This window comes from Pseudomonas sp. PDM20, assembly GCF_014852575.3.
In the GTDB taxonomy this organism is placed as follows: Bacteria; Pseudomonadota; Gammaproteobacteria; order Pseudomonadales; family Pseudomonadaceae; genus Pseudomonas.
Map to the genome: position 1 here is coordinate 4,649,406 of NZ_CM181224.1, position 24,205 is coordinate 4,673,610.

The 24,205-nt window shown below is 68.0% G+C and carries 20 protein-coding genes; 10 read left to right on the forward strand and 10 right to left on the reverse strand.

Annotated elements, in window-relative coordinates; genetic code table 11:
• Positions 1-243 precede the first annotated feature (243 nt).
• The 5 genes from IB261_RS21250 to IB261_RS21270 form a co-directional block, all read right to left on the reverse strand.
• Positions 244-1,482: a glutamine synthetase family protein gene (locus tag IB261_RS21250; protein WP_192209865.1), complete on the reverse strand. Its 1,239-nt coding sequence runs from the start codon at positions 1,480-1,482 to the stop codon at positions 244-246.
• A gap of 416 nt (positions 1,483-1,898) precedes the next feature.
• Complete coding sequence (locus tag IB261_RS21255) at positions 1,899-3,503, reverse strand: inorganic phosphate transporter (protein ID WP_192381204.1); 1,605 nt, start codon at positions 3,501-3,503, stop codon at positions 1,899-1,901.
• Between the two features lie 319 nt (positions 3,504-3,822).
• Positions 3,823-4,740 (reverse strand): polyphosphate kinase 2, encoded by a 918-nt coding sequence (gene ppk2, locus IB261_RS21260; protein ID WP_081519246.1) that lies wholly within the window; start codon positions 4,738-4,740, stop codon positions 3,823-3,825.
• Positions 4,741-4,915: 175 nt separating this feature from the next.
• Positions 4,916-7,195, reverse strand: coding sequence for a bifunctional acylase PvdQ (gene pvdQ / locus IB261_RS21265; protein WP_192381203.1), 2,280 nt, complete (start codon positions 7,193-7,195; stop codon positions 4,916-4,918).
• A gap of 345 nt (positions 7,196-7,540) precedes the next feature.
• Positions 7,541-8,572: an AraC family transcriptional regulator gene (locus IB261_RS21270; protein ID WP_192381202.1), complete on the reverse strand. Its 1,032-nt coding sequence runs from the start codon at positions 8,570-8,572 to the stop codon at positions 7,541-7,543.
• Between the two features lie 128 nt (positions 8,573-8,700).
• Here IB261_RS21270 and IB261_RS21275 point away from each other — a divergent pair, with 128 nt between their 5' ends.
• Entirely contained in the window at positions 8,701-9,594 is an 894-nt protein-coding gene (locus IB261_RS21275; RefSeq protein ID WP_192291053.1) for a TauD/TfdA dioxygenase family protein, read from the forward strand.
• Between the two features lie 123 nt (positions 9,595-9,717).
• On the opposite strand, the gene IB261_RS21280 is transcribed toward IB261_RS21275, so the two are convergent.
• Positions 9,718-10,620: a LysR family transcriptional regulator gene (locus IB261_RS21280; RefSeq protein WP_151187860.1), complete on the reverse strand. Its 903-nt coding sequence runs from the start codon at positions 10,618-10,620 to the stop codon at positions 9,718-9,720.
• Positions 10,621-10,726: 106 nt separating this feature from the next.
• Here IB261_RS21280 and IB261_RS21285 point away from each other — a divergent pair, with 106 nt between their 5' ends.
• Together IB261_RS21285 and IB261_RS21290 are read left to right on the forward strand one after the other, a co-directional pair.
• Positions 10,727-11,797, forward strand: a complete 1,071-nt coding sequence (locus tag IB261_RS21285) for an AbrB family transcriptional regulator (protein WP_192381201.1) — start codon at positions 10,727-10,729, stop codon at positions 11,795-11,797.
• Between the two features lie 134 nt (positions 11,798-11,931).
• Positions 11,932-13,170 carry a flavin monoamine oxidase family protein gene (locus IB261_RS21290; RefSeq protein ID WP_192381200.1) on the forward strand — a complete coding sequence of 413 codons (1,239 nt, stop codon included), beginning with the start codon at positions 11,932-11,934 and terminating at the stop codon, positions 13,168-13,170.
• Between the two features lie 193 nt (positions 13,171-13,363).
• On the opposite strand, the gene IB261_RS21295 is transcribed toward IB261_RS21290, so the two are convergent.
• Positions 13,364-13,918 (reverse strand): TetR/AcrR family transcriptional regulator, encoded by a 555-nt coding sequence (locus IB261_RS21295; protein ID WP_081519239.1) that lies wholly within the window; start codon positions 13,916-13,918, stop codon positions 13,364-13,366.
• A gap of 88 nt (positions 13,919-14,006) precedes the next feature.
• Between IB261_RS21295 and IB261_RS21300 the strand changes: the two genes are divergently transcribed.
• Entirely contained in the window at positions 14,007-15,212 is a 1,206-nt protein-coding gene (locus tag IB261_RS21300) for an MFS transporter (protein WP_318653033.1), read from the forward strand.
• A 1-nt stretch (position 15,213) separates the two neighbouring features.
• Here IB261_RS21300 and IB261_RS21305 read toward each other — a convergent pair whose 3' ends face one another.
• Positions 15,214-15,999 carry a LysR family transcriptional regulator gene (locus IB261_RS21305; protein ID WP_192381199.1) on the reverse strand — a complete coding sequence of 262 codons (786 nt, stop codon included), beginning with the start codon at positions 15,997-15,999 and terminating at the stop codon, positions 15,214-15,216.
• Between the two features lie 112 nt (positions 16,000-16,111).
• On the opposite strand from IB261_RS21305, the gene IB261_RS21310 reads away from it, so the two are divergent.
• Positions 16,112-16,837 carry an SDR family oxidoreductase gene (locus IB261_RS21310; protein WP_192381198.1) on the forward strand — a complete coding sequence of 242 codons (726 nt, stop codon included), beginning with the start codon at positions 16,112-16,114 and terminating at the stop codon, positions 16,835-16,837.
• Between the two features lie 164 nt (positions 16,838-17,001).
• Here IB261_RS21310 and IB261_RS21315 read toward each other — a convergent pair whose 3' ends face one another.
• Positions 17,002-18,234, reverse strand: coding sequence for an NADH:flavin oxidoreductase/NADH oxidase family protein (locus IB261_RS21315; protein ID WP_192381197.1), 1,233 nt, complete (start codon positions 18,232-18,234; stop codon positions 17,002-17,004).
• A 91-nt stretch (positions 18,235-18,325) separates the two neighbouring features.
• Between IB261_RS21315 and IB261_RS21320 the strand changes: the two genes are divergently transcribed.
• A complete protein-coding gene (locus tag IB261_RS21320) occupies positions 18,326-18,820 on the forward strand; it encodes a MerR family transcriptional regulator (protein WP_192381196.1) in 495 nt (164 codons plus the stop codon).
• Positions 18,821-19,008: 188 nt separating this feature from the next.
• On the opposite strand, the gene glcC is transcribed toward IB261_RS21320, so the two are convergent.
• On the reverse strand, positions 19,009-19,779 hold the full coding sequence (glcC, locus tag IB261_RS21325; RefSeq protein WP_081519234.1) for a transcriptional regulator GlcC: 771 nt from the start codon (positions 19,777-19,779) through the stop codon (positions 19,009-19,011).
• Positions 19,780-20,010: 231 nt separating this feature from the next.
• Here glcC and glcD point away from each other — a divergent pair, with 231 nt between their 5' ends.
• The 4 genes from glcD to IB261_RS21345 are packed head-to-tail and all read left to right on the forward strand — an operon-like array spanning position 20,011 to position 24,201.
• On the forward strand, positions 20,011-21,510 hold the full coding sequence (gene glcD / locus IB261_RS21330; RefSeq protein ID WP_192381195.1) for a glycolate oxidase subunit GlcD: 1,500 nt from the start codon (positions 20,011-20,013) through the stop codon (positions 21,508-21,510).
• Positions 21,510-22,550, forward strand: coding sequence for a glycolate oxidase subunit GlcE (gene glcE / locus IB261_RS21335; RefSeq protein WP_192381194.1), 1,041 nt, complete (start codon positions 21,510-21,512; stop codon positions 22,548-22,550). The genes glcD and glcE overlap by 1 nt, the downstream gene beginning before the upstream one ends.
• On the forward strand, positions 22,550-23,824 hold the full coding sequence (gene glcF / locus IB261_RS21340) for a glycolate oxidase subunit GlcF (protein WP_192381193.1): 1,275 nt from the start codon (positions 22,550-22,552) through the stop codon (positions 23,822-23,824). Before glcE ends, glcF begins: the two co-directional genes overlap by 1 nt.
• Positions 23,803-24,201, forward strand: coding sequence for a heme-binding protein (locus IB261_RS21345; protein ID WP_192381192.1), 399 nt, complete (start codon positions 23,803-23,805; stop codon positions 24,199-24,201). The genes glcF and IB261_RS21345 overlap by 22 nt, the downstream gene beginning before the upstream one ends.
• Positions 24,202-24,205: the final 4 nt, after the last annotated feature.

The following is a 24,205-nucleotide window of genomic DNA, read 5'->3' on the forward strand; positions in this document are numbered from 1 at the left end:
GCACAACGTCCGGGCAGCGGAAAGCGGGACTTGCGCTCACACCTTAGAGCTTGCCAATCGGCGCGTCGAGAGGGCTGCCGGGCCCGGAATAGCGCGTGTCGCGCACGGTCATGCGAGGCGTTTCGAAGGATGTCGGCGGGATGAACGAGGATGGCCTGAAGATCGCCAGAAGATGGCTGCCGATCACAGCTGCGCCGGGTTTCGGCGCAGCTGTGTCAGCGACTTCAAATCAGATCATGCGCCTCAGGCTTGCGCTGCGAGAACGCGGCGTTCCCACGGGGTGATTTCGTCGAAGAAGCTGGTCAGCTCCATGGACTTGGTCGCGCTGTAGCCATCGATGAACTCGTTGCCGAACACCTCGCGGGCCAGCTCGCTGCGCTGCAGGCGCTGCAGTGCGTCGTACATCGTGCAGGGCAGCAGCAACTCCGGCGGCACCTCGAACTCACCCTGGATCGGCGCGGTGGGCTCCAGAGCGCGCTCGATGCCGTGCAGACCGGCAGCCAGGCTCGCGGCGATGGCCAGGTAGGGGTTGGCGTCGGCACCCGGCAGACGGTTCTCCACGCGACGAGCCACCGGCGCGCTGGCCGGAATGCGCAGGCCGGCGGCGCGGTTGTCATGGGACCAGCAGGCGTTGTTCGGCGAAGCGTACGGGTGGCACAGGCGCTGGAAGGAGTTCACGTTCGGCGCGAACAGCAGGGTGAAGTCCGACAGGCACGCCTGCAGGCCACCGATGAAGTGGCGGAACTCCGGCGTGGCCTCGCCCTGGGCGTCGCTGAAGATATTGCGGCCCTCGCCGTCGACGATGCTCTGGTGAATGTGCATCGAACTGCCCGGCGTGTGCGCCAGCGGCTTGGCCATGCATACCACGATCAGCCCGTGCTTGAGCGCGACCTCCTTGAGCAGGTGCTTGAACAGGAAGGTCTGGTCGGCCAGCAGCACCGGGTCACCGTGGAGGAAGTTGATCTCGAACTGGGTGGTACCCATCTCGTGCATGAAGGTGTCGCGCTCCAGCCCCACCGCCTCCATGCAGCGGTAGACGTCCTGGAAGAACGGGCGCAGGCCGTTGTTGGAGGACACGCTGAAGGCCGAGTGACCGATCTCGCGGCGACCGTCGAGGCCGACCGGCGCCTGGAAGGCTTCCAGCGGATCGGGGTTGGGGGCGAACACGAAGAACTCCAGCTCGGTCGCCACCACCGGGCTCCAGCCGCGTTCGGCGTAGCGCGCGACGACCTGCTTGAGCAGGCCGCGGGTGGACAGGCCGGAGGGCTTGCCGTCGAGCTCCAGCGCATCGCAGATGGCGAAGGCGCGGGGTTCGTCGCTCCAGGGCAGGCGGTGAATCTGGGTCGGCTCCGCGATCAGGGCGAGGTCGCCGTCGTCGCTGCCGTAGAACTTCGCGGCCGGGTAACCGCCCATGATGCACTGCAGCAGGACGCCGCGCGCCAGTTGCAGCCGGCGCCCGGTGAGGAAGCCCTCGCCGGTCATCACCTTGCCACGCGGCACCCCGTTGAGGTCGGGGGTGACGCACTCGATCTCTTCCACTCCAGCCAGACGCTCGGCGAGTGGGATTCCAGGATCGTTACTCATGACTTCTTATCCTTGTTCTTTTGTCCCTGTCACAGGACGCCGCGCGAGGCGCGCGAGCCCGTACAAAATACGCATCACGCGTTCGATATTTCAAGCGGGCATGGAACGAAGCTATCGCAGCAAGTTGCGGGACGAACACGACGTAGGATGGCGTGGAGCGCAGCGATACCCATCCTACGAATACTGCACCGTGGTGCCGAGACAGACGCCGGCCCTGCCGGCGGATCGCGGGCATGGCCCGCTCCTACAGGGGGAATCGGTGCCAAAAGAAAACGCCGCTCGTAGGAGCGGCGTTTTCGTTGCATCAGCCAAGGTCAGAACAGGTGGGTGAACAGCCAGTACAGCGACGCCGAGAGCACGATGGCCGCCGGCAGGGTCAACACCCAGGCCATCAGCAGGTTGCGGATGGTGCGCATCTGCAGGCCCGAGCCGTTGGCCGCCATGGTGCCGGCGACGCCGGACGACAGCACGTGGGTCGTCGACACCGGCAACCCGTACATGTCCGCCGCGCCGATGGTCAGCATCGCCACCATCTCCGCCGAGGCGCCCTGGGCGTAGGTCAGGTGGGTCTTGCCGATCTTCTCGCCGACGGTCACCACGATGCGCTTCCAGCCAACCATGGTGCCCAGGCCGAGGGCGATGGCCACGGCGACCTTCACCCACAGCGGGATGAAGCGCGTCGACTCGTCGATCTTGCCCTTGAACGCGGCCAGCTTGCTGGCGGTGTCCGCGTCGAAGTTGCCGACCTTGTCCTTGTCCATCAGGCGGATCGCCTCGCTGGTCAGGTACATGTCGTTACGCACGTTGCCCATGGCTTCGGCCGGCACGCGTGCCAGGCTGCCGTAACCCTTCACTTCCGCGCCGATGGCGCCGGTCAGCGCCGCCAGGGACGGAATGAGTTCGGGCTTGGCGTCCTTGGTCCGCACGTACTCCGACAGCACCGCGCGCGGGTCGGCCGGGGCCGGCTGTGGCGCGGCACGGACCAGCGCCTGCTGGGTAACTTCGGCGATGGCGACGAACTGCACGGTCTGGTCCGCCGGCATGGTGCGGTTCAGCGCGTAGGCCATCGGCAAGGTGCCGACCAGGATCAGCATGATCAGGCCCATGCCTTTCTGCCCGTCGTTGGAGCCGTGGGCGAAGGACACGCCGGTGCAGGTGAGGATCAGCAGGCCGCGAATCCACCACGGCGGCGGCGTCTTGCCCTTGGGCGCCTTGTACAACGCACGGTTCCTCACCAGCAGGCGCAGGGCCAGCAGCAGGAGCGCGGCGCAGACGAAGCCGATCAGCGGCGAGAGCAGCAGCGAGTAGCCGACCTTGGTCGCCTGCGCCCAGTCCACACCGCTGGTGCCATCGCGGCCGTGCATCAGCGCGTTGGCCACGCCGACGCCGATGATCGAGCCGATCAGCGTGTGCGAGGACGAGGCCGGCAGGCCCAGCCACCAGGTGCCGAGGTTCCACAGGATGGCGGCGATCAGCAGGGCGAAGACCATGGCGAAGCCGGCCGAGGAGCCGACCTGCAGGATCAGCTCCACCGGCAACAGGGCGATGATGCCGAAGGCCACCGCGCCGCTGGAGAGCAGCACGCCGAGGAAGTTGAAGCAGCCCGACCAGACCACCGCGAAGTGCGGCGGCAGCGAGTGGGTATAGATGACGGTGGCCACCGCGTTGGCGGTGTCGTGGAAGCCGTTGACGAACTCGAAGCCCAGGGCGATGAACAGGGCGACCCCGAGCAGCAGGAACGGCGTCCAGGTGGTGACCGTGGTGGCGACCTCGTCGACGTCGCGCACCAGGCTCCAGGCCGAGAACAGCAGGCCGACGGCGAGCACGGCGAAGAAGATGAAGGCGGTGATGCGGCCGGGCTTGTGTTCCAGATGGGGCCGGCCTTCGACGACGGGAACGGCCAGGGTATCGGTGGTCATGCTGGGAGTCCGCTTGGGGGTGTCCCGGTCATGATCGGCAGGAAATGTTACAGGTTGTGTCTCTGCGGAAATGACTGTCCGCACCGAAGGGATGCTGTACGTAGGGCCAACGGCCTTCTTCTGGCGTATTTGCGCCAGGGCCTCCCCTCACCCTAACCCTCTCCCTCGGGGAGAGGGGACTGTATGGCGCAGGATGAAGCCGTAGTGTCAGCCGGCACAGTCGGCCCCCTCTCCCCGAGGGAGAGGGCTGGGGTGAGGGGGAAGCGCAGGCGCGGAACTCAAGAGCAAGACAGCTGCGCCTACGTAATCCTGTTCCTGCTCAGTAAACCTCCGGCACCACGATCTGCTGCGGCGTCGGCGTGCGCGCGTAGTCCTCGTGGCGCTGGCGCTGCGGCAGGATCACCGCCGGGTGCTCGACGTCCTCGTAGGGAATCAGCTTCAGCAGGTGGCTGATGCAGTTGAGCCGCGCGCGCTTCTTGTCGTCGGCCTGCACCACCCACCAGGGCGCCTCGGGGATGTGGGTGCGCTCGAGCATGATTTCCTTGGCCTTGGTGTAGGCCTCCCAGCGACGCCGTGACTCCAGGTCCATGGGGCTGAGCTTCCACTGCTTGAGCGGGTCGTGGATGCGACTGAGGAAGCGCAGGTGCTGTTCGTCGTCGGAGATCGAGAACCAGTACTTGATCAGTTGGATGCCCGAGCGCGCCAGCATGCGCTCGAACTCCGGCACGCTGCGGAAGAACTCCTCGTACTGGTCGTCCGAGCAGAAGCCCATCACCCGCTCGACGCCGGCGCGGTTGTACCAGCTGCGGTCGAACAGGACGATTTCCCCCGCCGCCGGCAGGTGCGAGACGTAGCGCTGGAAGTACCACTGGGTCTGCTCGCGGTCGTTCGGCGCGGGCAGCGCGGCGACCCGGCAGACGCGCGGATTGAGGCGCTGGGTGATGCGCTTGATCACGCCGCCCTTGCCCGCCGCATCACGGCCTTCGAAGAGGATCACCACCTTGTGGCCGGTCTTCACCACCCAGCTCTGCAGCTTCACCAGTTCGCCCTGCAGGCGGAACAGCTCGCTGAAGTAGCGACGGCGGGCGAGCTTTTCCTCGTCGACGTCGGCGTGCTCGTCGAACAGCTCGTCGAGGTTGCGCACATCCTCCAGCAACTCCAGCTCCAGCTCTTCGTCGCTGTGGTCGAGCAGTTCGCGGTGGATGCGGCGGATCACGGATTCATTGGTCAGGGGCATGGCGGCGGCCTACGCGTCGGGGCTTTGCCGACAGACTAGGGGCGCTCGGTGTCAGGCTGGTGACAGCGACCCCGGCCGCACAGGGTTCGCGGACATGACCCGCTCCTACAAAAGCACGACTACCTGTAGGAGCAGGCCATGCCCGCGACCAGCGCCCGCAAGGGGCGCCCTCCCCTTACTGCTCGCGCAGCTCCATCACCTTCAACTCCGGATCGGCCTTGATCTGCTCCTCGGTGAATGGCAACTCCGGCCACTGCTGCCGGGCGAACAGTTCGGTCTGGTCACGGTGATGCGGCGAGCCGGGTTCGCTGGACTGCGAAAACGCCAGCAGCCCGCGTGCCTTCGGGCCATCGGCGGTGAAGTCCACCAGCTGGATGTAGCTGCTGCCGCTGAGCACGCGGTAATGGTCGCCCTGCCACTCCGAGGTGATGGCGTTGTACACGCCCTCGTTGCCGGTGCCACCGGGGATGCCCAGCGGGCTGGCGACATCGCCAGTCAGTTGCAGCTCGCCCCACTTCTCGTCGGCGCGGATGCGGCGGCCATCGATCTCCTGCGCGGCGGCGGCCAGCGCCTGCTGCACCTGCTGGCGAACCTCCGGCTTGTCCAGGGCAATGCCCGAGGGCGTGGCCAGCGGCAGCTTGGGATCGAAGGGCAGGCGCCAGCCGCCGTCGATCTTCAGGAAGCGCGCGACGAAGGCCTGGAAGTAGGCGAAGCCCGGATTGCTGTCGAGGTTGACGTGGCGATCCCACGAACCCAGCGCGGCACAGGCCGCCTCGGTGCCCGCCGGGGCCGGTTTGCACAGTTGCAGCAGGTCGTCGAGGAGCATGTCGGCCACATAGACGCGGTTGTCGGTGACCATCTTCTGCAGGTCGTCCGGGCCGATCTTGCCGTCGCCCTTCAGCCGGTCGAGGGCGAAGCGCGCGCGGGCGCTGACCGGGACCGAGTCGCGGCTCACCAGCGGCGAGAAGCCGGTCAGCGGCTGCGCGGGGTTGCTCATCCAGGCGCTGTCATTGGAGTTCTGCACGAAGTCCTCGCGCTCCAGCGCCGGCATCTGCTCCGGCGGCGTCAGCCCGGCATGACGGGTGCCCGGCGCGCTCGACCAGTTGCAGGCGCGACGTCCGCCCTGCAGTACCGGCAGGCCCTGCTTCTGGTACTCGGCGATGGCGCAGTCGGCCAGTTGCTGCTGGCTCAGGTGCGGCACCACCGACTGGTTGAGGTAGAGCACCTTGCCCTCGGCGTTGGTCGCCAGGGTGTTGACCCAGGGAATGCCCTGCAAGTGCTCGATGCTGTCACGCAGCTCAACCAGGCTGCGCGCGTGATCGATGGCGTACCACTGCTGCAGCACGCGGTCGTTGCCCAGGTTGGCGTCGCGCACGGCAAAGGCTTCGCTGGCGTTCCAGGGGAACTTGCCGGGCACGCTGAGCAGCGGGCCGTACTCGGATTCGTACAGCGTATGGCTGCGCGTGCCGACGCGGCCGTTGGGCTCCAGCACGCGAACGCGCAGGGTGACTTCCTTCAGCGGCCGCGACTGTCCATCGACGCGATAGCTGTGCGGGTCCTGCGGATCGAGGTCGAGGCGGTACAGGGTGAAGTGGCTGGAGGTGTCCACTGTGTGGCTCCAGGCCACGTCCCTGCTGAAGCCGATGTTCACCAGCGGCATGCCCGGCAGGGAGGCGCCCATCACGTCGAGCTGGCCGGGAATGGTCAGGTGCATCTGGTAGAAGCGCAGCGCACCGAACCAGGGGAAGTGCGGGTTGGCCAGCAGCAGGCCGTTGCCATCTGCCGAGCGCTCGCTGCCCACGGCGACGGCGTTGCTGCCGTGGTCCCGGTGGAAGTCTTCGCGACGCTGCATCGCCGCCAGCACCTCGCTGTCACTGACTACCGATGTGCTCGCCTGCCCCGGCGGCGTGGCCGCCATCATCGCCTCGGCGAACTGCCCGGCGCCGGCCTGCACCAGCAGGCGGCGGGTCAGGCGCAGCAGGTCGTCGGCCTCCAGCGGGCGCAGCCAGGCCTTGCCCGCGCACTGCGTGCCGGCGGCCTGGGTGTCCCACAGCCACCGGTTGTAGCCGGCGGCGTAGCCATCGAGGAGGTCGCGGATCGGCTGCGGCTGGGCGCTGCGAAGGCGGCGCAGGGATTCGTTGTCGTTGAGCCAGGTGTAGAAGAAGTCCGAGGGCAGGTTGCCGACGCCGGCAGAAGTCTTGCCGTCCTCGCCGAAGTAGCGCGAACGCTCGCCCCGCGCGGTGAGCACTTCTTCTGCGAGCAGGCAGGCGTTGTCGCGGGCGTAGGCGTAGCCGATGCCGTAGCCCAGTCCCAGTTCGTCCCTGGCCTGGATGTGCGGGATGCCGTAGCGGGTCCAGCGGATCTGCGCCTCGAGTTCGGCGCCATAGGCCAGCGCGGGCAGTCCGGTAGCCAGCAGGCTGCCGGCCACGGCGGCCAGTCGGAAGGTCTTGCTCATTGATTCCCTCAATGCTCGGATGACGGCCGGATGCCCGGCCAGGGGCACGCGGCCGCGCCGCTCGCGCGGTGCCGGTGCAAGGAGTGGATGGCGGCTCAAGCCCGCCAATGCAGTGCGCTGAAGGTCATCGCGCCGAGCCTTCCGAGGCACGCGCGCAGGCAGGTTGCACAGGACATGGATTCTCCTTTTCTTGTTGGACGCCTCACGAAAAATGACGATGCGCCTCTTGAGGGCAACGGATGGGAAGCACGCGAAATTAGCCCGCGACCGATGGCAATCGGCCACAACAGAAGGCTCTATCTCGCGGCTTTCGCCCGTTGCAGAGGCATCGCGGGCGGTTCGACTTCAGTGCGCCGGGAGGGTTCCGGACTGACGTTTCCAACGACCGGGCGACTGCCCCGTCCAGCGCTGGAAGGCGCGGGAAAAACTCGCCGCCTCGGCATAGCCCAGGCACTGGGCGATGCCCTGCAGGTCCATCCGCGATTCGCGCAGCAGGCGTTCGGCGAGGCGCTGCTTGATGCCGTCGTTCAGCCCCTGCAGGTTTTGCCCTTCCTCGGCCAGACGCCGTTGCAGCGTGCGTTCGGAAAGGCCCATGCGTTCGGCCACCGCCGCCGCGCCGAGCAGGCTGGCGGAGTCGCGCAGCAGCAGTTGCTGCACCTGCCGCGCGGTAGGTGTGGCGGCCAGGGTCAGCGCCAGTTCGCCACACAGGCGCTCGCAGAGTTGCTCACCGCTGTCGCGCGCGCTGATCTGCGCCTGCGGTAACGGCGCCTGCAGGTCCTCCAGGGCGAAGAGCATGGCGTTGCGTGGCGCCGCGAACACCGGCTCGATGCCGAAGGTCTCGCGGAACGCGCTGGCATCGCCCGGCGCCGGGCAGCGCAGTTCAATCGCCAGGGGTTGCAGCGGCCGCTGCAGCAGTTCGCCGGACAGTTGCCAGCAACCGGCGATGCCGCGTTCCACCACGAAAGCACGGGCACCCTCGGGCAGCACGCGGTCATCGAACACCAGCCACAATCCCCGCGCCTCCACTTCGCTACTTACCGGGCAGAGCGTCAGCGCCAGGCTCTGGAAGCGCCCGAAAGTCTCGAAGGCTTCCTGCAACGTGCGGCTGGCGAGCATGGTGAAGCCCAGCAGGCCCAGCGAGGTGAGGTGGTAGCGCCGCCCGGTCGCCAGCCCCAGACCGGGCCGCCCGACGCGCTGCAACAGGTTGCGGATCACCGCCAGCTCCTGCCAGGCCTGGATACGTCCGGCCCGCGCCTGCAGGTCAGCCGATGAGATCGCGCTGCCCACCAGGCAATCGTCCGCGCCCAGACCCTCGTCGCGGGCGCTGTCGAGCAGGTAACGCACTCCGGTGATCTCGCGGGTCTGGCGCCAGTCCATCGCGGGCTCCTGTGGCGGCAAAGTACACCGTGGCGGGAATCATCATTTTTTGGCGGACTTCATCATGGAAGAAAGCGCCAGCGCTGGCCATGCTGGAAATGCCAATAACACTCACAAGAGGCTTCCCCATGTTCGAGTTCTTCTACGCGCTGCCGAGCCAGAACCGCGCGGCCGACTACCGCCACTTCCGCATCGTCCCCGCCACCGGCGCGATCGGCGCGGATGTCAGCGACCTCGACCTCACCACCCTGGGCGAGGAAGGCTACGCCGAGCTGCGCCAGGCGCTGCTGGCGCACAAGGTGCTGTTCATCCGCGGGCAGAACCTCAGCGTGGAGAACCTCGAAGCCGTAACCCTGCGCTTTGGCGAGTTCGGCCGCGAGCCCTATGTGGTCGGCATGGACGATCATCCGCATGTGGTGCGGGTGGTGAAGGAAGCCAACGAGAAGACCCCGGTGGTGTTCGGCGGCGCCTGGCACAGCGACTGGTCCTTCCAGGAGCGCCCGCCGGCGTTCACCCTGCTCTACGGCCACGACATCCCGCCGTTTGGCGGCGACACGCTCTACGCCAACCTGGCGCTGGCCTACGAATGGCTGTCGCCGAAACTGCGCGCGCAGCTGGAAACCCTCGACGCCATCCACAGCCCCGAGCGTGCCTACGGCGCCGAGGCCAAGCACAACGACCTGATGGAAAACATGGCGGTGCGCTATGGCAGCCACGAGGGCGAGGTGCGCTCGCATCCGCTGGTGACCCGGCACCCGGAGACCGGCAAGAAGATCCTCTACATCAACCCGGCCTACACCAGCGGCATCAAGGGCATGCGCCCGGCGGAGTCGCAGCCGCTGCTGGACTACCTGTTCAGCATCGCCACGCAGCCGGCATTCACCTGCCGCATGCGCTGGAGCGCGGGCACCCTGGCGATCTGGGACAACCGCAGCACCTGGCACTACCCGGTGTCGGACTACCACGGCATGCGCCGGGAGATGTATCGCACCACGGTGGTGGGCGAAGTGCCCAGTCGCTGAACACGCAGTGTGATCGTAGGGCGCATAACCTGGAACAGGTTATCCGGCAGATGCGGTGCGGCGGATAACGCTGGCGCGTTACTCGCCCTACGAAGCCACGCCTACAGGGTGCTCAGCCGGCAGCTACAGCTCCGCGCCAAACCGCTGCGCATGCTCGCGCAACATGCCGCGCAGCAATTGCGCGGCGGGAGAAAGGTAGGCGCCCTCGCGCACCGCCAGGCCGATGGTCCGCGTCAGCGTCGTCTCGGCCAGTTCCACCTCGCGCAGTTGGTCCATGCCGTGCCCACCGGCCAGCGCCTCGCGGGCGATGAAGCTGAGCAGGCGGGTGCGGGCGATCAGGTTGGGCAGCATGGGAATCGCGTTGGTCTCGATCTGCACCTGCGGCATGGGCAACTGGTGGGCCTGGAAAGTGGAATCCATCCAGCGCCGCGACGACACGCCGGTGGCCGGCAACACCCAGCGATACCGACACAGGTCGGCCATGGCGACGGGGCCGTCGAAGATCGGATGGTCACGGCTGGCGACCACCACCACCTGATCCTGCAACAGCGGCTCGCTGCTCAGCTGCGGGTCGTCGACGATCCGCGAGCAGATCGCCATGTCCAGCCGCCCGCTGCGCAGCGCCTCGCGCAGCACGTCGTCCTGGCCCAATACCAGGCTCATGGTGACGTCCGGCGCCCGCGCCAACAGGTCCTCGGTCAAGCGTGGCAAAAGGTACTCGGCCATGGTCGCGGCGCAGCCGAGGCGGATATTGCCCACCACGCCACTGGCGAAATCGCGCACCTCGCGGCGGGTTTCCTCGATGTCCTGACGCAACTGCCGGGCGCGTTGCAGCATGAGTTCGCCGGCTGGCGTCAGGCGGATGCGTCGGCCATCGCGCTGGAACAACCGCGCGCCGAGAGACTCTTCCAGGCGCTGGATGCTCTTGGTCAGCGCCGGCTGGCTGCGCCCCAGGCGCTCGGCGGCGCGGCCCAGGTGGCCGAGTTCGGCAATGGTTTCGAAGTACGCGAGATCACGCAGGTCCATGGCGACCAACCGATAAATTTCAGGAATGGATTCATGACTATTAGAAAATAGACTTGATCGATTCCGCTACCGATAATTCCGACGTCTTCCCCGCCCGGAGCCGTCCGTGTCCAGCCGCCCTGCCCTGCCCGTCGCCCGTATCCCCGTCAGTCTGCAATGGCTGGCCCTGGCGCTCGGAGCCGGAGGCGCCGGGCAACTGCTGACCTGGCTCGGCATCCCTGCCGCCTTGTTTCTCGGCCCCATGCTGGTGGCCATCGCCTTCGGCGTCAGCGGTGCGGAAATCCGCCTGCCGCGCCAGGCCTTCCGCCTGAGCCAGGGCTGTATCGGCCTGCTGGTCGCCCACGCCATGAGCTGGTCGGTGCTGCAGGCGATGGTCGCTTCCTGGCCGCTGATGCTCAGCGCCACCTTGCTCACCCTGCTGCTCTCGGCCGTGGTCAGCTACGCCATGGTGCGCTTCGGCGGCATCCCCGGCAGCACCGCCGCCTGGGGCACCGCGCCGGGCGGCGCGGCGGCCATGGTGTCGATGGCCGAAGCCAACGGCGCCGACCCGCGCGTGGTCGCCACCATGCAGTACGTGCGGGTGGTCTGCGTGGTCATGGCCGGTGCCCTGGTGGGTCGCCTGCTGGGCATCGAAGGCGGTGGCTCGGCAGCGCACAGCACGCCGATCGTCGACACCGCCACCCTGCCCGACCTGATCAACTGCCTGCTGCTGATCTTCGTCTGCACCACCGCCGGCGCCAGGCTGCCAGCCGGCCCGCTGCTGGTGCCGCTGGTGGCCGGCGCCGTGCTGCAGCTCACCGGCGTGCTGCACATCACCCTGCCGCACTGGTTGCTGGCCAGCGCCTACGGGGTGATCGGCTGCTACATCGGCCTGCGCTTCGACCGCGAAAGCCTCGCCTACGTCGGCCGCCACCTGCCCGCCATGCTGGTCAGCGCACTGGCCCTGATCGCCAGCTGCGCGCTGTTCGCCTGGGTGCTGGCGGCCATCACCGGGATGGATTTCCTCTCCCTCTACCTCGCCACCAGCCCCGGTGGCCTGGACGCCATGGCGATCATCGCGGTGGACACCCACTCCGACGTCGGCCTGGTGCTGGCGATGCAGACGCTGCGGCTGTTCGTGGTGCTGTTCACCGGGGTGTCCGTCGCACGGACGGTGATCCGCCTGAGCCGCGCCTGACGTCGAACCTGTAGGAGCGCGCCGTGCGCTCGATCGCGGGCGTGGCCCGCTCCTACAAAAGCGCTGCATCTGAGTCTTGTACTGCTGCCCGTCCCGCCTCTAAGGTCGTCGCTCTTTCACCGAGCGAGCACGATATGGACAGCCTTCGCCACCGCCCCACCGCCTTCCACGTCACCCACTGGAGCGACGATCCGTTCAGCCGTGGCGCCTACAGCACCCTGCTGCCCGGTGCGACGCCGGAGCATCGGCGCCGGTTGGGCGAAGTGCTGGGCGGCAAGCTGGTGCTGGCCGGCGAGGCCTGCAATCCCGTCGCGCCGGCCATGACCCATGGCGCCTGGAACGACGGCCTGCGCGCGGCCGAAGTGGCCATCGAAAGCGGCGCCCGCCGGGTACTGGTGATCGGCGCTGGCTTCGCCGGCATTGCCGCCGCACGACGACTGCGCGAAGCCGGGATCGACTGCGTGGTGCTGGAAGCCCGCGAGCGCATCGGCGGCCGCGTCCACAGCATTTCCCTCGGGCCGGTACGGGTAGACGAAGGCGCCGCCTGGCTGCAGCACTTCGACGACAACCCGCTGGCCGCCCACGCCCAGCATCTCGGCCTGCCGTTGCGGGACACCGATTTCGGGCAGCCTCTGGCGGCGGCGGCGGATGGCCCGGTGCCCGACATCGATGCGGCCTGGGAAGCCCTGCGCGCCGGGATCGACCGCAGCCTGCCACTGGCGGAAGGTGTCGCGCGCTACCTCGAAGAACGCGACGAGCCGACCCGCCGCGCCACTCGTTTCGCCCTGGACGCCAACCTGATCCTGGAGGCCTGCCTGCCGCTCGAATCACTGGCGGTCGATGCCCTCGACGAAGAAGGCGTCGGCGCCGGCGACCGCTTCCTGCCGCAGGGTTATTCACAGCTGGCCGCGCATCTCGCCGAAGGGCTGGATATCCGCCTGAACCAGCCGGTGACCGTCATCGACTGGTCCGGCGAGCAGGTGCGGGTGGGTGCTGAAAGCGCCGATTTCTGCGTCTGCTCCGTCCCTGTCGGTGTATTGCGCGATATCCGCTTCACCCCGCCCCTGCCGGCGGCCCAGCAGGACGCACTGGCGCACCTGGGCATGGGGCAACTGGAAAAGGTCGTGCTGCAGTTCGACGAGCGCTGGTGGCCGGTGTCGCCCTCGGGTTACCTGCGCTGGTACGCCACGCCAGCCAGCTTCGGCGAGTGGCTGGATCTCACCGAAGCCGTGGGCACGCCGACCGTTGCCGGGCTGATCGCGGCGGATGCGCTGGAGCGGGTGTTTGCCGGGCGCACGGACCAGGAGATTGCGCTCGCGGCCTGCGACGCCCTTCAGTCGTGGGCAGATGCAGTGCGGAGCGCGCAGTTGTAAGAGCGCGCCATGCGCGCGATCGCGGGCATGGCCTGCTCCTACAGATTGGCGCTGAACTGTGCCGCAAAAACGTAGGATGGGTAGAGCCCAGGCGATACCCATGCTGACGGTGCCGGGAGTGATGGGTATCGCTTCGCTCCACGCCATCCTACGCATACGTCCATGGCAGGTACGGAGCCTGTCCGCGAATCCGCTACAACCCCTCCAGCGTCAGATCGACCAGTCGCTCGACATAGGCCACTTCCAGCTCCTCGCCGGAGAACAGGATGCGATACACCAGCGGCGCCATCAGCCGGTCGACGATGCGGTCCAGCTCCGGCAGCTTTTCACCACGCTCCCTGGCGCGCAGCAGGATGATGTCGAACTGGCCGCAGGCGATCGCCATGCAGCGTCCCGAAGAACCGCCACCGGCTGCCAGCAGGTCGAGCACCACGGCGCGGCCGGGCACCGAGGCGGTTTCCTCCATGTACTGCTCGCCCCAGGCCAGCAGGTCGCCGCGCAGGCTGCCGGTGTCCGCCGGCTCGGCGTCGGGGCGGATGCGCTGCAGGGCGACGTCGCCGAGCAGTTCGCTCAGGTCACCCCAGCGCCGGTAGATGGTCGACGGCGTGACGCCGGAGCGCGCAGCGATCATCGGCACGGTCAGTTCCGAGCGGTCGCGCTCTTCCAGCAGCTCCGTCACGGCCTTGTGCACCGAGGCCTGCACCCGCGCACTGCGGCCGCCCGGTCGAACACCCTGATTGATTGCCATAAGCACCTTAAAGCAAAGAATTTGCTTTTATCCGAAAACGGGTCCAGCATCTCGCAAAAGCAAAATCTTAGCCTTTGCGAGCTGAATCATGGCACACACTCAATCGAAAAGCGCGTCCGGCTTCTCACCCCGGCCTTCGGCCTGGCTGCTGACCGCCATCCTCATGGCCTTCCTCGCCGCCGCTGCCGCCCCCACGCCGCTGTATGCGCTGTACCGCGAGTCCTGGCAGTTCTCCCCGGCGCTGCTGACCCTGGTGTTCAGCATCTACGCCGGCGGCCTGATGCTGGCGCTGCTGGTGTTCGGCTCGCTGTCCGACCACCTCGGCCGGCGCCCGGTGATTCGCGCCGCGCTGATCCTCGAATTGCTGGCGATGGCGGTATTCCTCTACGCCAACTCGGTGGAGCTGCTGATCGTTGCGCGCCTGCTACAGGGCTTCGCCACCGGCATCGCCACCAGTGTGCTGGGCGCGGCGATGCTGGATATCGACCGCGAGCGCGGCCCGCTGATCAACAGCGTGGCGCCCATGCTCGGCATGGCCATGGGCGCGCTGGGCAGCAGCACGCTGGTGCAGTTCGGCTCCGATCCGCTGCATGAGGTGTATGTGTGGCTGCTGGCGGTGTTCGCCCTGGGCATAGTGCTGCTGCGCTGGCTACCGGAAAGCATCAGCCGGCAACCGGGCGCGCTGGCCTCGCTGAAGCCGCGCATCCGTATTCCGCCGCAGGCGCGCCGCGCGTTCTGGAGCGTGGCGCCGCTTAACGCCAGCCTCTGGGCGCTGGGCGGCTTCTACCTGTCGCTGGGGCCGACGCTGGCGCGGCAGGTGACTGGTCTGCAGGTGCCGATGATCGGTGGCGGGCTGGTGTCGCTGCTGTGCCTGTGCGGTGCGCTGGCGATCTTCGCCCTGCGCAATCAGCCGGCAGCGGTGATCCTGCGCCGTGGCGGCCTGGCGCTGATCATCGGCCTGCTGATCACCCTGCTCGGCGTGGACAGCGGCAACCTCTGGCTGTTCTTCCTCGGCACCGCAGTGGCCGGGCTCGGCTTCGGCGGCGCCTTCCTCGGCGCGCTGCGCTCGGTGGTGCCGCTGGCCCACGCCCATGAACGCGGGGCGCTGATGGCGAGCTTCTATGTGCTCAGCTACCTGGCCTTCAGCGTGCCGGCGATCCTCGCCGGGCTGGCGATCCAGCGTTACGGCCTGATCGCCACCACCAACGGCTATGCCAGCCTGCAGATTCTCGCGGCCTCGCTGGTCCTGCTGCTGTCCTTGCGCGCACCCTCCGCACAGAAGGCGCAGGCCTGACTCAGGCCGTTCGCAGGAAGTCGTAGAGCCCGCGCACCGCCGGGTGCTCCAGCGCCTGGGCAGAGTGGCAGAGGCCGATGCGGCGGATCGGCAACGGCAGGTTCAGTGAGCCACTGCGCACCGCCGGCGCGCCGCTCAGCAGCGATGCCGGCAGGATCGCCGCGCCCACCCCCGCACTGACCAGCCGCAGCGCCAGGTTCAGGGTGCTGGCCTGCGCGACCACCGGCGCGCCGCCGTAAGCCGTCATCAGTCGCTGATGGGAAGGATGCGTCGGGCAGGTGATCCAGCCACTGCTCTGCGCATCCTCCACACCCGGCGGCAACGCCAGCACGTACGGGTCTTCCCAGACCGGCACGAAGAGTTCGTCCTCGCAGCAGAATTCCTCCACCGCCAGCCGCGCATCGCCCACGCAACCCTCCTCCAGGTGCAGCAGCAAATTGGGCACGGCCTGCTGTGCGAGGCCGACGAAACGTTCGACCTGCTCGGCGCTGACATCGCCTTCCACGCCCAGGTGCAACGGCTGATGTGCCGAGGCCTGACGGAACATGTTGCGCAGGCCGTCGGCTTCGGCCAGCAAGGCGCGGGCGCGGGGATACAGCGCACGCGCCGCTTCGCTGACCTCCACCCCGCGCGCCTGGCGCAGGAACAGCTCGGTGCCCAGCGCCTCCTCAAGCAGGCGGATGGTTACCGACAACGTCGGCTGGCTGACGAACAGGCGCTGGGCGGCGGCGGTGATGTTGCGTTCTTCGAAGACCGCGACAAAGGCGGCCAACTGTCGGATATCCATAGGTAAACCCGATACCAGGCACAGAAATAAGCCATTTTTCAGGCGGAATACCGCTCAATATACTTCACTGCATCGTTCAGTCATCCAGATTTCCGATAGCAGGAGAATCCCCATGAGCAAGCCCCTGATCATCGTCACCGGCGCCAGTTCCGGTATCGGCGAAGCCACCGCCCGCCTCTTCTCCCAGCAGGGCCACCCGCTGCTGCTGCTCGCCCGCCGCATCGAGCGCCTGGAGGCGCTGCAACTGCCCAACACGCTGTGCCGCGCCGTGGACGTAACCGACCGCGAGGCACTGCTGGCTGCTGTGGCGGAAGCCGAGAAACGCTTCGGCCCGGCCGACGCGCTGGTGAACAACGCCGGCGTGATGCTGCTGGGCAACATGGTCGAGCAGGACCCGGCCGAGTGGGAGCGCATGCTCGACGTCAACGTGAAGGGCCTGCTCAACGGCGTGCACGCCGTGCTCAAGGGCATGGTGGAGCGCAACCGCGGCACGCTGATCAACGTCAGCTCGGTGGCCGGTCGCAAGACTTTCCCCAACCACGTCGCCTACGTCGGCACCAAGTTCGCGGTACACGCGATCTCCGAGAACCTGCGCGAGGAAGTCGCGGCGCACAATGTCCGCGTCGTCACCATCGCCCCCGGCGCGGTGGAGACCGAGCTGCTCAGCCACACCACCGACGAGGCGATCAAGAGCGGCTACCAGGGCTGGAAGCGCGAGATGGGCGGCAAGGTGCTCAGCGCCGAGGACGTGGCCAACGCCATTCGCTATGCCTATGAACAGCCGCAGGGCGTGTGCATCCGCGAGATCGTGCTGGCGGCGACTCGGCAGCAGGCGTAACGGACGGGAAGTTCGGGGTGTTTGTGGGAGCTCTCGCACGAGCTCCCAGGAAAAACGCCACCGCAGGATGGGTGGAGCCTAGGCGATACCCATGCTGCCAATACGACAGGAATCGATGGGTATCGCTTCGCTCCACGCCATCCTACGCAGAGCATTGAAGCGGCTCACCCCGCCTGCCGCGCCGCCCAGCGGCGGTACTGCTTGGCCCGGCGCAGCGTGCGCCATTGCTCCATCACCAGCGTGCGCCACGGCGAGGCCTGCGGATTGGGCGCGCGGCGGGCGCCGATGCGGTGCAGCTGCAGCTTGACCAGCGCCATGTAGGCCAGCGCCGCCAGCGGCTTGGAACGCCAGCGGATCGCCGGCAGCTCCGGCTGGGTCTGGCTGCCGCGCTGCCAGTGCAGCACCAGCTGCGGTTCCAGCGCCAGGGCGGTGCCGATGCCGACCATCTCCAGCCCGCTGTCCAGTACCTGTTCCGCCACCGGCAGGCGACGGATGCCGCCAGTCACCATCAGCGGCATGCGCGCCGCTTCGCGCATCTCGCGTGCGAATTCGAGGAAGTAGGCCTCACGCGCCAGGGTACGGCCGTCGCGGGCATCGCCCTGCATGGCCGGCGCCTCGTAGCTGCCGCCGGACAGTTCGACCAGATCGACCTGCTCGTCGTTCAGCCACTCGATCACCTGCCGCGCGTCGCTGGCGTCGAAGCCGCCGCGCTGGAAGTCGGCGGAGTTGATCTTCACCCCCACGCAGAACGCCGGCGACACCTCGGCGCGCACCGCGCGGACAACTTCCAGCAACAGCCGTGCGCGGTTTTCCAGCGAGCCACCCCAGCGGTCCTGGCGCTTGTTGGCCAGCGGCGAGAGGAACTGGCTGAGCAGGTAGCCGTGGGCCGCGTGGATCTGCACGCCGGTGAAGCCGGCCTGCTCGGCAAGCTGGGCGGCGCGGACGAAGCGCTGGATCACCTCGGCGATATCGCCTTCGGTCATCTCGCGGGCGACGGCGAACAGCTTGGAGAACTTGCCCATCTCCAGCGGCACCACCGACGGCGCGATGGCGCCCTGGCCGAGGTTGGTCTGCACCTGGCGGCCGGGATGGTTGAGCTGCAGCCAGAACTGCGCACCGCGGGAGCGGCCGATGCGCGCCCATTCGCGGAAGCGTTCGAGATACCGGTCGTTTTCCAGCACCACGCCGCCGGGGCCGGTCATGGCGCGGCCGTCGATCATCACGTTGCCGCTGAGGATCAGGCCGACGCCGCCGTCCGCCCAGGCCTGGTACAGGCGCAGCAGCGCGGCCGAGGGCGCCTGGTCGGCGTCGGCCATGTTTTCTTCCATGGCGGCCTTGGCGATGCGGTTGGGGACTTCGCCGCCGTTGGGCAGGCGCAGGGGCTGGAAGGGCGACATGGCGGGGCTCCGTGATTGTTCGGGTGGTTGTGGCTGCAGCGAGGTTAAGTTTAAAGTTCACTTCAAGGTCAAGCCCCTTTCGGAGCCCAGCATGAAAATCGGTGAACTGGCCAACCTCAGCGGCCTCGCCCCCTCGCGCATCCGCTTCTACGAAGCCAGCGGGCTGATCGCCCCGGCGCGCCGCCTGGCCAATGGTTATCGCGCTTACCCGCCCGAAACTCTCGACCTGCTGGAAATCATCCGCAGTGCCCAGCAGACCGGCTTCAGCCTGGAGGAGATCCGCAGCCTGCTGCCGCACTCCAACCCCATCGAGAACGGTCACGGTGAACTGGTCGCCGGCCTGCGCCGCAAGGTTGCGGAGATCGAGGTGATGGAGCAGCAGTTGCGGCAGAACCGCGAGCGGCTGCTGGCGGTGATCGACGGCATCGAGAACAAGCCCGAAGGCATGGGCTGCCAGGCCAATGCCGAGCGCATGCTGGCCGAGATGCGCGAGCGCAAGGCCAAACCTGTAGGAGCGGGCCACGCCCGCAACGAGCGGACAAAGTCCGCTGCTTCAACGAAGCGCCCTGCCCCGACGGAATCCTGAATCCGCGCTCCGGCCGCTGGCCGGTCCGTTACGCGGTCGCGGGCATGGCCCGCTCCTACACCGGTAATCCCAACCTACGCAGGATCGTAGGGCGCATAACCTGCAGTAGGTTATCCGCCGCCCGCCTTTGGAACGGCGGATAACGCTGGCGCGTTATGCGCCCTACAGTTGCGCCCCCTTCCCCAGCGCTATTTCCAGCCTTCCAGGCGCAAGGTCGCCCGCACCAGCCTCTGTTCCTCCTGCTCGATCTCCCGCAGGTTGTCGCGCACGCTGTGGATATGTTCGCGGGCGGCGCGCTGGGCCTGTTCCGGCTGGCGTTCGTTGATGGCGCGGTGCAGCCGCGCATGCTGGCGATCGATCTGGCGCTTCTGCGGCGGCCGGTTGTAGAGGTTGTTCACCGAGGCGAACACGGTGCTGAGCATCAGCTCGTTGAGCGACTGCAGCGTGTGCACCAGCACCGGGTTGTGCGAGGCCTCGCTGATCGCCTGGTGGAAGGCGTGATCGCGCCGCGCATGCTCGCGCGGGTCCAGCGGCTGCGGTTCGTCGTAGGCGGCGTGCATCTCCTCGAAGCGCCGGTCGATCAGCACCAGGTCGGCCTCGGTGGCGCGCAACGCGGCCAGTCGCGCGGACTCCCCTTCCAGCAGCGCGCGAACTTCCAGCAGGTCGTAGAGCGTGCGCGGTTGCGAGCGGAACAGGTGCAGCAGCGGCGACACGTCCTCGGCACCGGTCAGGTCGGCAACGAACGAACCGCGCCCCTGTTCGGTATCGACGATGCCGCGTCCGCGCAGTGCGCGCAGCCCCTCACGCAACGCCGAGCGCGAGCAGCCGAGCTTCTCCACCAGGCGCCGCTCCGAAGGCAGCGCCTGGCCTACCTTGAGCACACCATCGACGATCAGCCGCTCGATCTTCTCGGCCACCTGGTCGGCGACACGCTGCTTGCCCTGTGCATAAGTCGTCATTGCGGTTCTCCCGAACTGGTAGGACCAGCTGAAACTGGCCTGCATGGCTGCGAAGAACCCTAGCTGTCAGGACAGGGCCTTTCCAGTGGACGCCCGTGCAAGAACTGGTAGGACCAGTATCAATGCAGGTGGACGCCGCCTGACCGGCGGTCGCATTTTCAGCGTGCCGTGGCTCCACGCGACCGCCTGGCGGGCGCGAACAAAAAAACAAAATCAGAGCACCGTCAGCCTATGAACATCCTCTACGACGAGCGCGTCGATGGCGCGCTGCCTGCCGTCGACAAGTCCGCCCTGCTGGCCGAGCTGCGCGCGGCCCTGCCCGATCTCGAAGTGCTGCACCGCGCCGAAGACCACAAGCCCTACGAATGCGACGGCCTCTCCGCCTACCGCACTGTGCCCATGCTGGTGGCGCTGCCCGAGCGCATCGAGCAGGTGCAGGCGCTGCTGAAACTCTGCCATGCGCGCAAGGTGCCGGTGGTGGCACGCGGCGCGGGCACCGGGCTGTCCGGCGGCGCGTTGCCGCTGGAGAAAGGCATCCTGCTGGTGATGGCGCGCTTCAATCGCATTCTCGAAGTGAATCCACAGGGGCGCTTCGCCCGCGTACAGCCCGGCGTGCGCAACCTGGCGATCTCCCAGGCCGCCGCGCCGCACGGGCTGTATTACGCGCCGGACCCGTCCTCGCAGATCGCCTGCTCCATCGGCGGCAATGTCGCCGAGAACGCCGGCGGCGTGCATTGCCTCAAGTACGGCCTCACCGTGCACAACCTGCTCAAGGTGGACATCCTCACCGTCGAGGGCGAGCAGCTGACGCTGGGCAGCGACGCCCTGGACAGCCCCGGCCTCGACCTGCTGGCGCTGTTCACCGGTTCCGAGGGCATGCTCGGCATCGTCACCGAAGTCACCGTCAAGCTGCTGCCCCGCCCGCAGGTGGCGCGGGTGCTGCTGGCCAGTTTCGATTCGGTGGAAAAGGCCGGCCGCGCGGTGGCCGACATCATCGCCGCCGGCATCATTCCCGGCGGGCTGGAGATGATGGACAACCTGTCGATCCGCGCCGCCGAGGACTTCATCCACGCCGGCTACCCGGTGGACGCGGCGGCCATCCTGCTGTGCGAGCTGGACGGCGTGGAAGCCGACGTGCAGGACGACTGCGAGCGCGTCGACGGCGTGCTGCGGGCAGCCGGCGCCACCGACGTGCGCCTGGCCTGCGACGAGGCCGAGCGCGTGCGCTTCTGGGCCGGGCGCAAGAATGCCTTCCCGGCGGTGGGGCGCATCTCGCCGGACTACTACTGCATGGACGGCACCATCCCGCGTCGCGAGCTGCCGCGCGTGCTGCATGGCATCGCCGAGCTGTCGCAGGAATTCGGCCTGCGCGTGGCCAACGTGTTCCATGCCGGCGACGGCAACATGCACCCGCTGATCCTCTTCGACGCCAATGTGCCCGGCGAGCTCGAGCGCGCCGAGGCGATCGGCGGGAAAATCCTCGAACTCTGCGTGGCGGTGGGCGGCAGCATCACCGGCGAGCACGGCGTGGGGCGCGAGAAGATCAACCAGATGTGCGCGCAGTTCAACAGCGACGAGCTGACCCTGTTCCACGCGGTGAAGGCGGCGTTCGACCCGGACCGCCTGCTCAACCCCGGCAAGAACATCCCCACCCTGCACCGCTGCGCCGAGTTCGGTGCAATGCACGTGCACCACGGCCAACTGCCCTTCCCCGACCTGGAGCGCTTCTGATGCCCGATGCCAGCAGCGAACTGCTCGAGCAGGTGAACCAGGCGCTCGCCGCGCGCACGCCGTTGCGCATTCGCGGCGGCGACAGCAAGGCCTTCCTCGGCCGCCCGGTGAACGGCGTGGAACTGGACACTCGTCCGCACAGCGGCATCGTCAGCTACGACCCGACCGAACTGGTGCTGACCGCCCGCGCCGGCACGCCACTGGCGGAGATCGAAGCGGCGCTGGAGGCGGCCGGGCAGATGCTGCCGTGCGAGCCACCCGATCATTCGGGCGCGACCTTCGGCGGCATGGTCGCTGCCGGGCTTTCCGGCCCGCGCCGGCCCTGGTCCGGTTCGGTGCGCGACTACGTGCTGGGCACGCGGCTGATCACCGGCCACGGCAAGCTGCTGCGCTTCGGCGGCGAGGTGATGAAGAACGTCGCCGGCTACGACCTGTCGCGCCTGCTGGCGGGCAGTTTCGGCTGTCTGGGGGTGATCACCGAAGTCTCGATGAAAGTGCTGCCCAAGCCGCGGATGTGCGCCAGCCTGCGCTTGGAAATGGGCGTCCACCAGGCGCTGGGTGAGCTCGCCGAATGGGGCGCGCAACCGATCCCGATCACTGCCGCCTGCTACGACGGCACCGCGCTGCACCTGCGCCTTGAAGGCGGCGAAGGCTCGGTGTGCTCCGCGCGCCTGCGCCTGGGCGGCGAGGAGATCGACAGCGGCTACTGGCAGGACCTGCGCGAACAACGCCTGGGGTTCTTCGCCGGCCCCGGCACGCTCTGGCGGCTGTCGCTGCCCAACGCGACACCGGCGCTGTCCCTGCCGGGCGAACAGCTGATCGACTGGGGCGGCGCGCAGCGCTGGCTGAAGTCCGAGGCAGACGCCGAGCTGATCCGCCACAGCGTCGCCGAAGTCGGCGGCCATGCCCTGCGCTACACACCGGGTGACGATGGCTTCCACCCGCTGCCCGCCGCGCTGCTGCGCTACCACCGCAGCCTCAAGCAGCAGCTCGACCCGCAAGGCCTCTTCAACCCCGGCCGGATGTACAGGGAGCTCTGATGCAAACCAACCTGAGCGAACAGGCCAGGCATCTGCCGCGCGCCGAGGAAGCCGAGCGCATCCTGCGCTCCTGCGTGCACTGCGGCTTCTGCACGGCTACCTGCCCGACCTACCAGTTGCTGGGCGACGAACTGGACGGCCCGCGCGGACGCATCTACCTGATCAAGCAGGTGCTCGAAGGTGCCGCGCCCAGCGCCAGCACCCGCGAGCACCTGGACCGCTGCCTGAGCTGCCGCAACTGCGAAACCACCTGTCCTTCCGGCGTGGACTACCACAACCTGCTGGACATCGGCCGCGCGGTGGTCGAGCAGCAGGTGCCGCGCACCTTCGGCGAGCGCCTGATGCGCCAGGGCCTGCGTGCCGTGGTGCCGAATGCCGCGCTGTTCGGCGCGCTGGCCAGGGCCGGACGCACCTTCCACCCGCTGCTGCCGGAAGGCCTGCAAAGCAAGCTGCCGCGCCATCCGCATCCCCCCGTGGAGCGCCCGAAACCGCGCCACACGCGGCGCATGCTGATGCTCGAAGGCTGCGTCCAACCGGCGCTGTCACCCAACACCAATGCCGCTGCCGCGCGGGTGCTGGATCGCCTCGGCATCAGCGTGATCCCGGCGGCGGATGCCGGTTGCTGCGGTGCCGTGGACTATCACCTGAATGCCCAGGAACAGGGACTGGATCGGGCGCGGAGGAACATCGACGCCTGGTGGCCGTCGATCCAGGCAGGCGCCGAAGCCATCGTGCAGACGGCCAGCGGCTGCGGCGCCTTCGTCCGCGACTACGGCCATCTGCTGGAGCGCGATGCGCAGTATGCGGACAAGGCCCGGCGGCTCAGCGAACTGACCCGCGACCTGTCCGAGGTTTTGCGCGATGAACCGCTGGAAGCACTGCATCTGCACGGCGACCGTCGCCTGGCCTTCCACTGCCCCTGCACGCTGCAGCACGCGCTGAAGCTCGGCGGCGCGGTGGAAGGCGTGCTCACGCGCCTGGGCTTCAGCCTCACCAGCGTGCCGGACAGCCACCTGTGCTGTGGCTCGGCCGGCACCTATTCGCTGACCCAGCCGGAGCTGTCCCGGCGCCTGCGCGACAACCGCCTGAAGGCGCTGGAGAGCGGCGGCCCGGAAGTCATAGTCACCGCCAACATCGGCTGCCAGACGCACCTGGGCGGCGCAGGTCGCACGCCGGTGCGGCACTGGATCGAACTGGTGGAAGAGGCGCTCGCCGATGCGCCATTGGAATCCCTTCAAGGCGAGGTGCAAGCATGCTCAGCAAAGCCGTTCTGACCCAGCAGGAAGTCGGCCGCATCCTCGCCGCCGCGCGCGCCGAAGCGCAGCGCAACCACTGGGCGGTGTCCATCGTGGTGGTCGATGACGGCGGCCACCCGCTGGCGCTGGAGCGCCTCGACGGCTGTGCCCCGGCCAGCGCCTACATCGCCACCGAGAAGGCCCGCAGCGCGGCACTGGGCCGGCGCGAAACCAAGGGCTACGAGGACATGGTCAACAGCGGCCGAACCGCCTTCGTCACCGCGCCGCTGATCACTTCGCTCGAAGGCGGCGTACCGGTCGTGCTGGACGGCCAGGTGATCGGCGCGGTGGGCGTTTCCGGGGTCAAGGCCGGCGAGGACGCACAGGTCGCCAGCGCCGGAGTGGCCGCGCTTTGAAAGC

Excerpts from the sequence above, each read along its gene's own strand:
- IB261_RS21250 (WP_192209865.1), bottom strand. The coding sequence starts at position 1,482 with ATGACCGGCGAGGGCTTCCTCACCGGGCGCCGGCTGCAACTGGCGCGC.
- IB261_RS21255 (WP_192381204.1), bottom strand. The coding sequence starts at position 3,503 with ATGACCACCGATACCCTGGCCGTTCCCGTCGTCGAAGGCCGGCCCCAT.
- ppk2 (WP_081519246.1), bottom strand. The coding sequence starts at position 4,740 with ATGCCCCTGACCAATGAATCCGTGATCCGCCGCATCCACCGCGAACTG.
- pvdQ (WP_192381203.1), bottom strand. The coding sequence starts at position 7,195 with ATGAGCAAGACCTTCCGACTGGCCGCCGTGGCCGGCAGCCTGCTGGCT.
- IB261_RS21270 (WP_192381202.1), bottom strand. The coding sequence starts at position 8,572 with ATGGACTGGCGCCAGACCCGCGAGATCACCGGAGTGCGTTACCTGCTC.
- IB261_RS21275 (WP_192291053.1), top strand. The coding sequence starts at position 8,701 with ATGTTCGAGTTCTTCTACGCGCTGCCGAGCCAGAACCGCGCGGCCGAC.
- IB261_RS21280 (WP_151187860.1), bottom strand. The coding sequence starts at position 10,620 with ATGGACCTGCGTGATCTCGCGTACTTCGAAACCATTGCCGAACTCGGC.
- IB261_RS21290 (WP_192381200.1), top strand. The coding sequence starts at position 11,932 with ATGGACAGCCTTCGCCACCGCCCCACCGCCTTCCACGTCACCCACTGG.
- IB261_RS21295 (WP_081519239.1), bottom strand. The coding sequence starts at position 13,918 with ATGGCAATCAATCAGGGTGTTCGACCGGGCGGCCGCAGTGCGCGGGTG.
- IB261_RS21300 (WP_318653033.1), top strand. The coding sequence starts at position 14,007 with ATGGCACACACTCAATCGAAAAGCGCGTCCGGCTTCTCACCCCGGCCT.
- IB261_RS21305 (WP_192381199.1), bottom strand. The coding sequence starts at position 15,999 with ATGGATATCCGACAGTTGGCCGCCTTTGTCGCGGTCTTCGAAGAACGC.
- IB261_RS21310 (WP_192381198.1), top strand. The coding sequence starts at position 16,112 with ATGAGCAAGCCCCTGATCATCGTCACCGGCGCCAGTTCCGGTATCGGC.
- IB261_RS21315 (WP_192381197.1), bottom strand. The coding sequence starts at position 18,234 with ATGTCGCCCTTCCAGCCCCTGCGCCTGCCCAACGGCGGCGAAGTCCCC.
- IB261_RS21320 (WP_192381196.1), top strand. The coding sequence starts at position 18,326 with ATGAAAATCGGTGAACTGGCCAACCTCAGCGGCCTCGCCCCCTCGCGC.
- glcC (WP_081519234.1), bottom strand. The coding sequence starts at position 19,779 with ATGACGACTTATGCACAGGGCAAGCAGCGTGTCGCCGACCAGGTGGCC.
- glcD (WP_192381195.1), top strand. The coding sequence starts at position 20,011 with ATGAACATCCTCTACGACGAGCGCGTCGATGGCGCGCTGCCTGCCGTC.
- glcE (WP_192381194.1), top strand. The coding sequence starts at position 21,510 with ATGCCCGATGCCAGCAGCGAACTGCTCGAGCAGGTGAACCAGGCGCTC.
- glcF (WP_192381193.1), top strand. The coding sequence starts at position 22,550 with ATGCAAACCAACCTGAGCGAACAGGCCAGGCATCTGCCGCGCGCCGAG.
- IB261_RS21345 (WP_192381192.1), top strand. The coding sequence starts at position 23,803 with ATGCTCAGCAAAGCCGTTCTGACCCAGCAGGAAGTCGGCCGCATCCTC.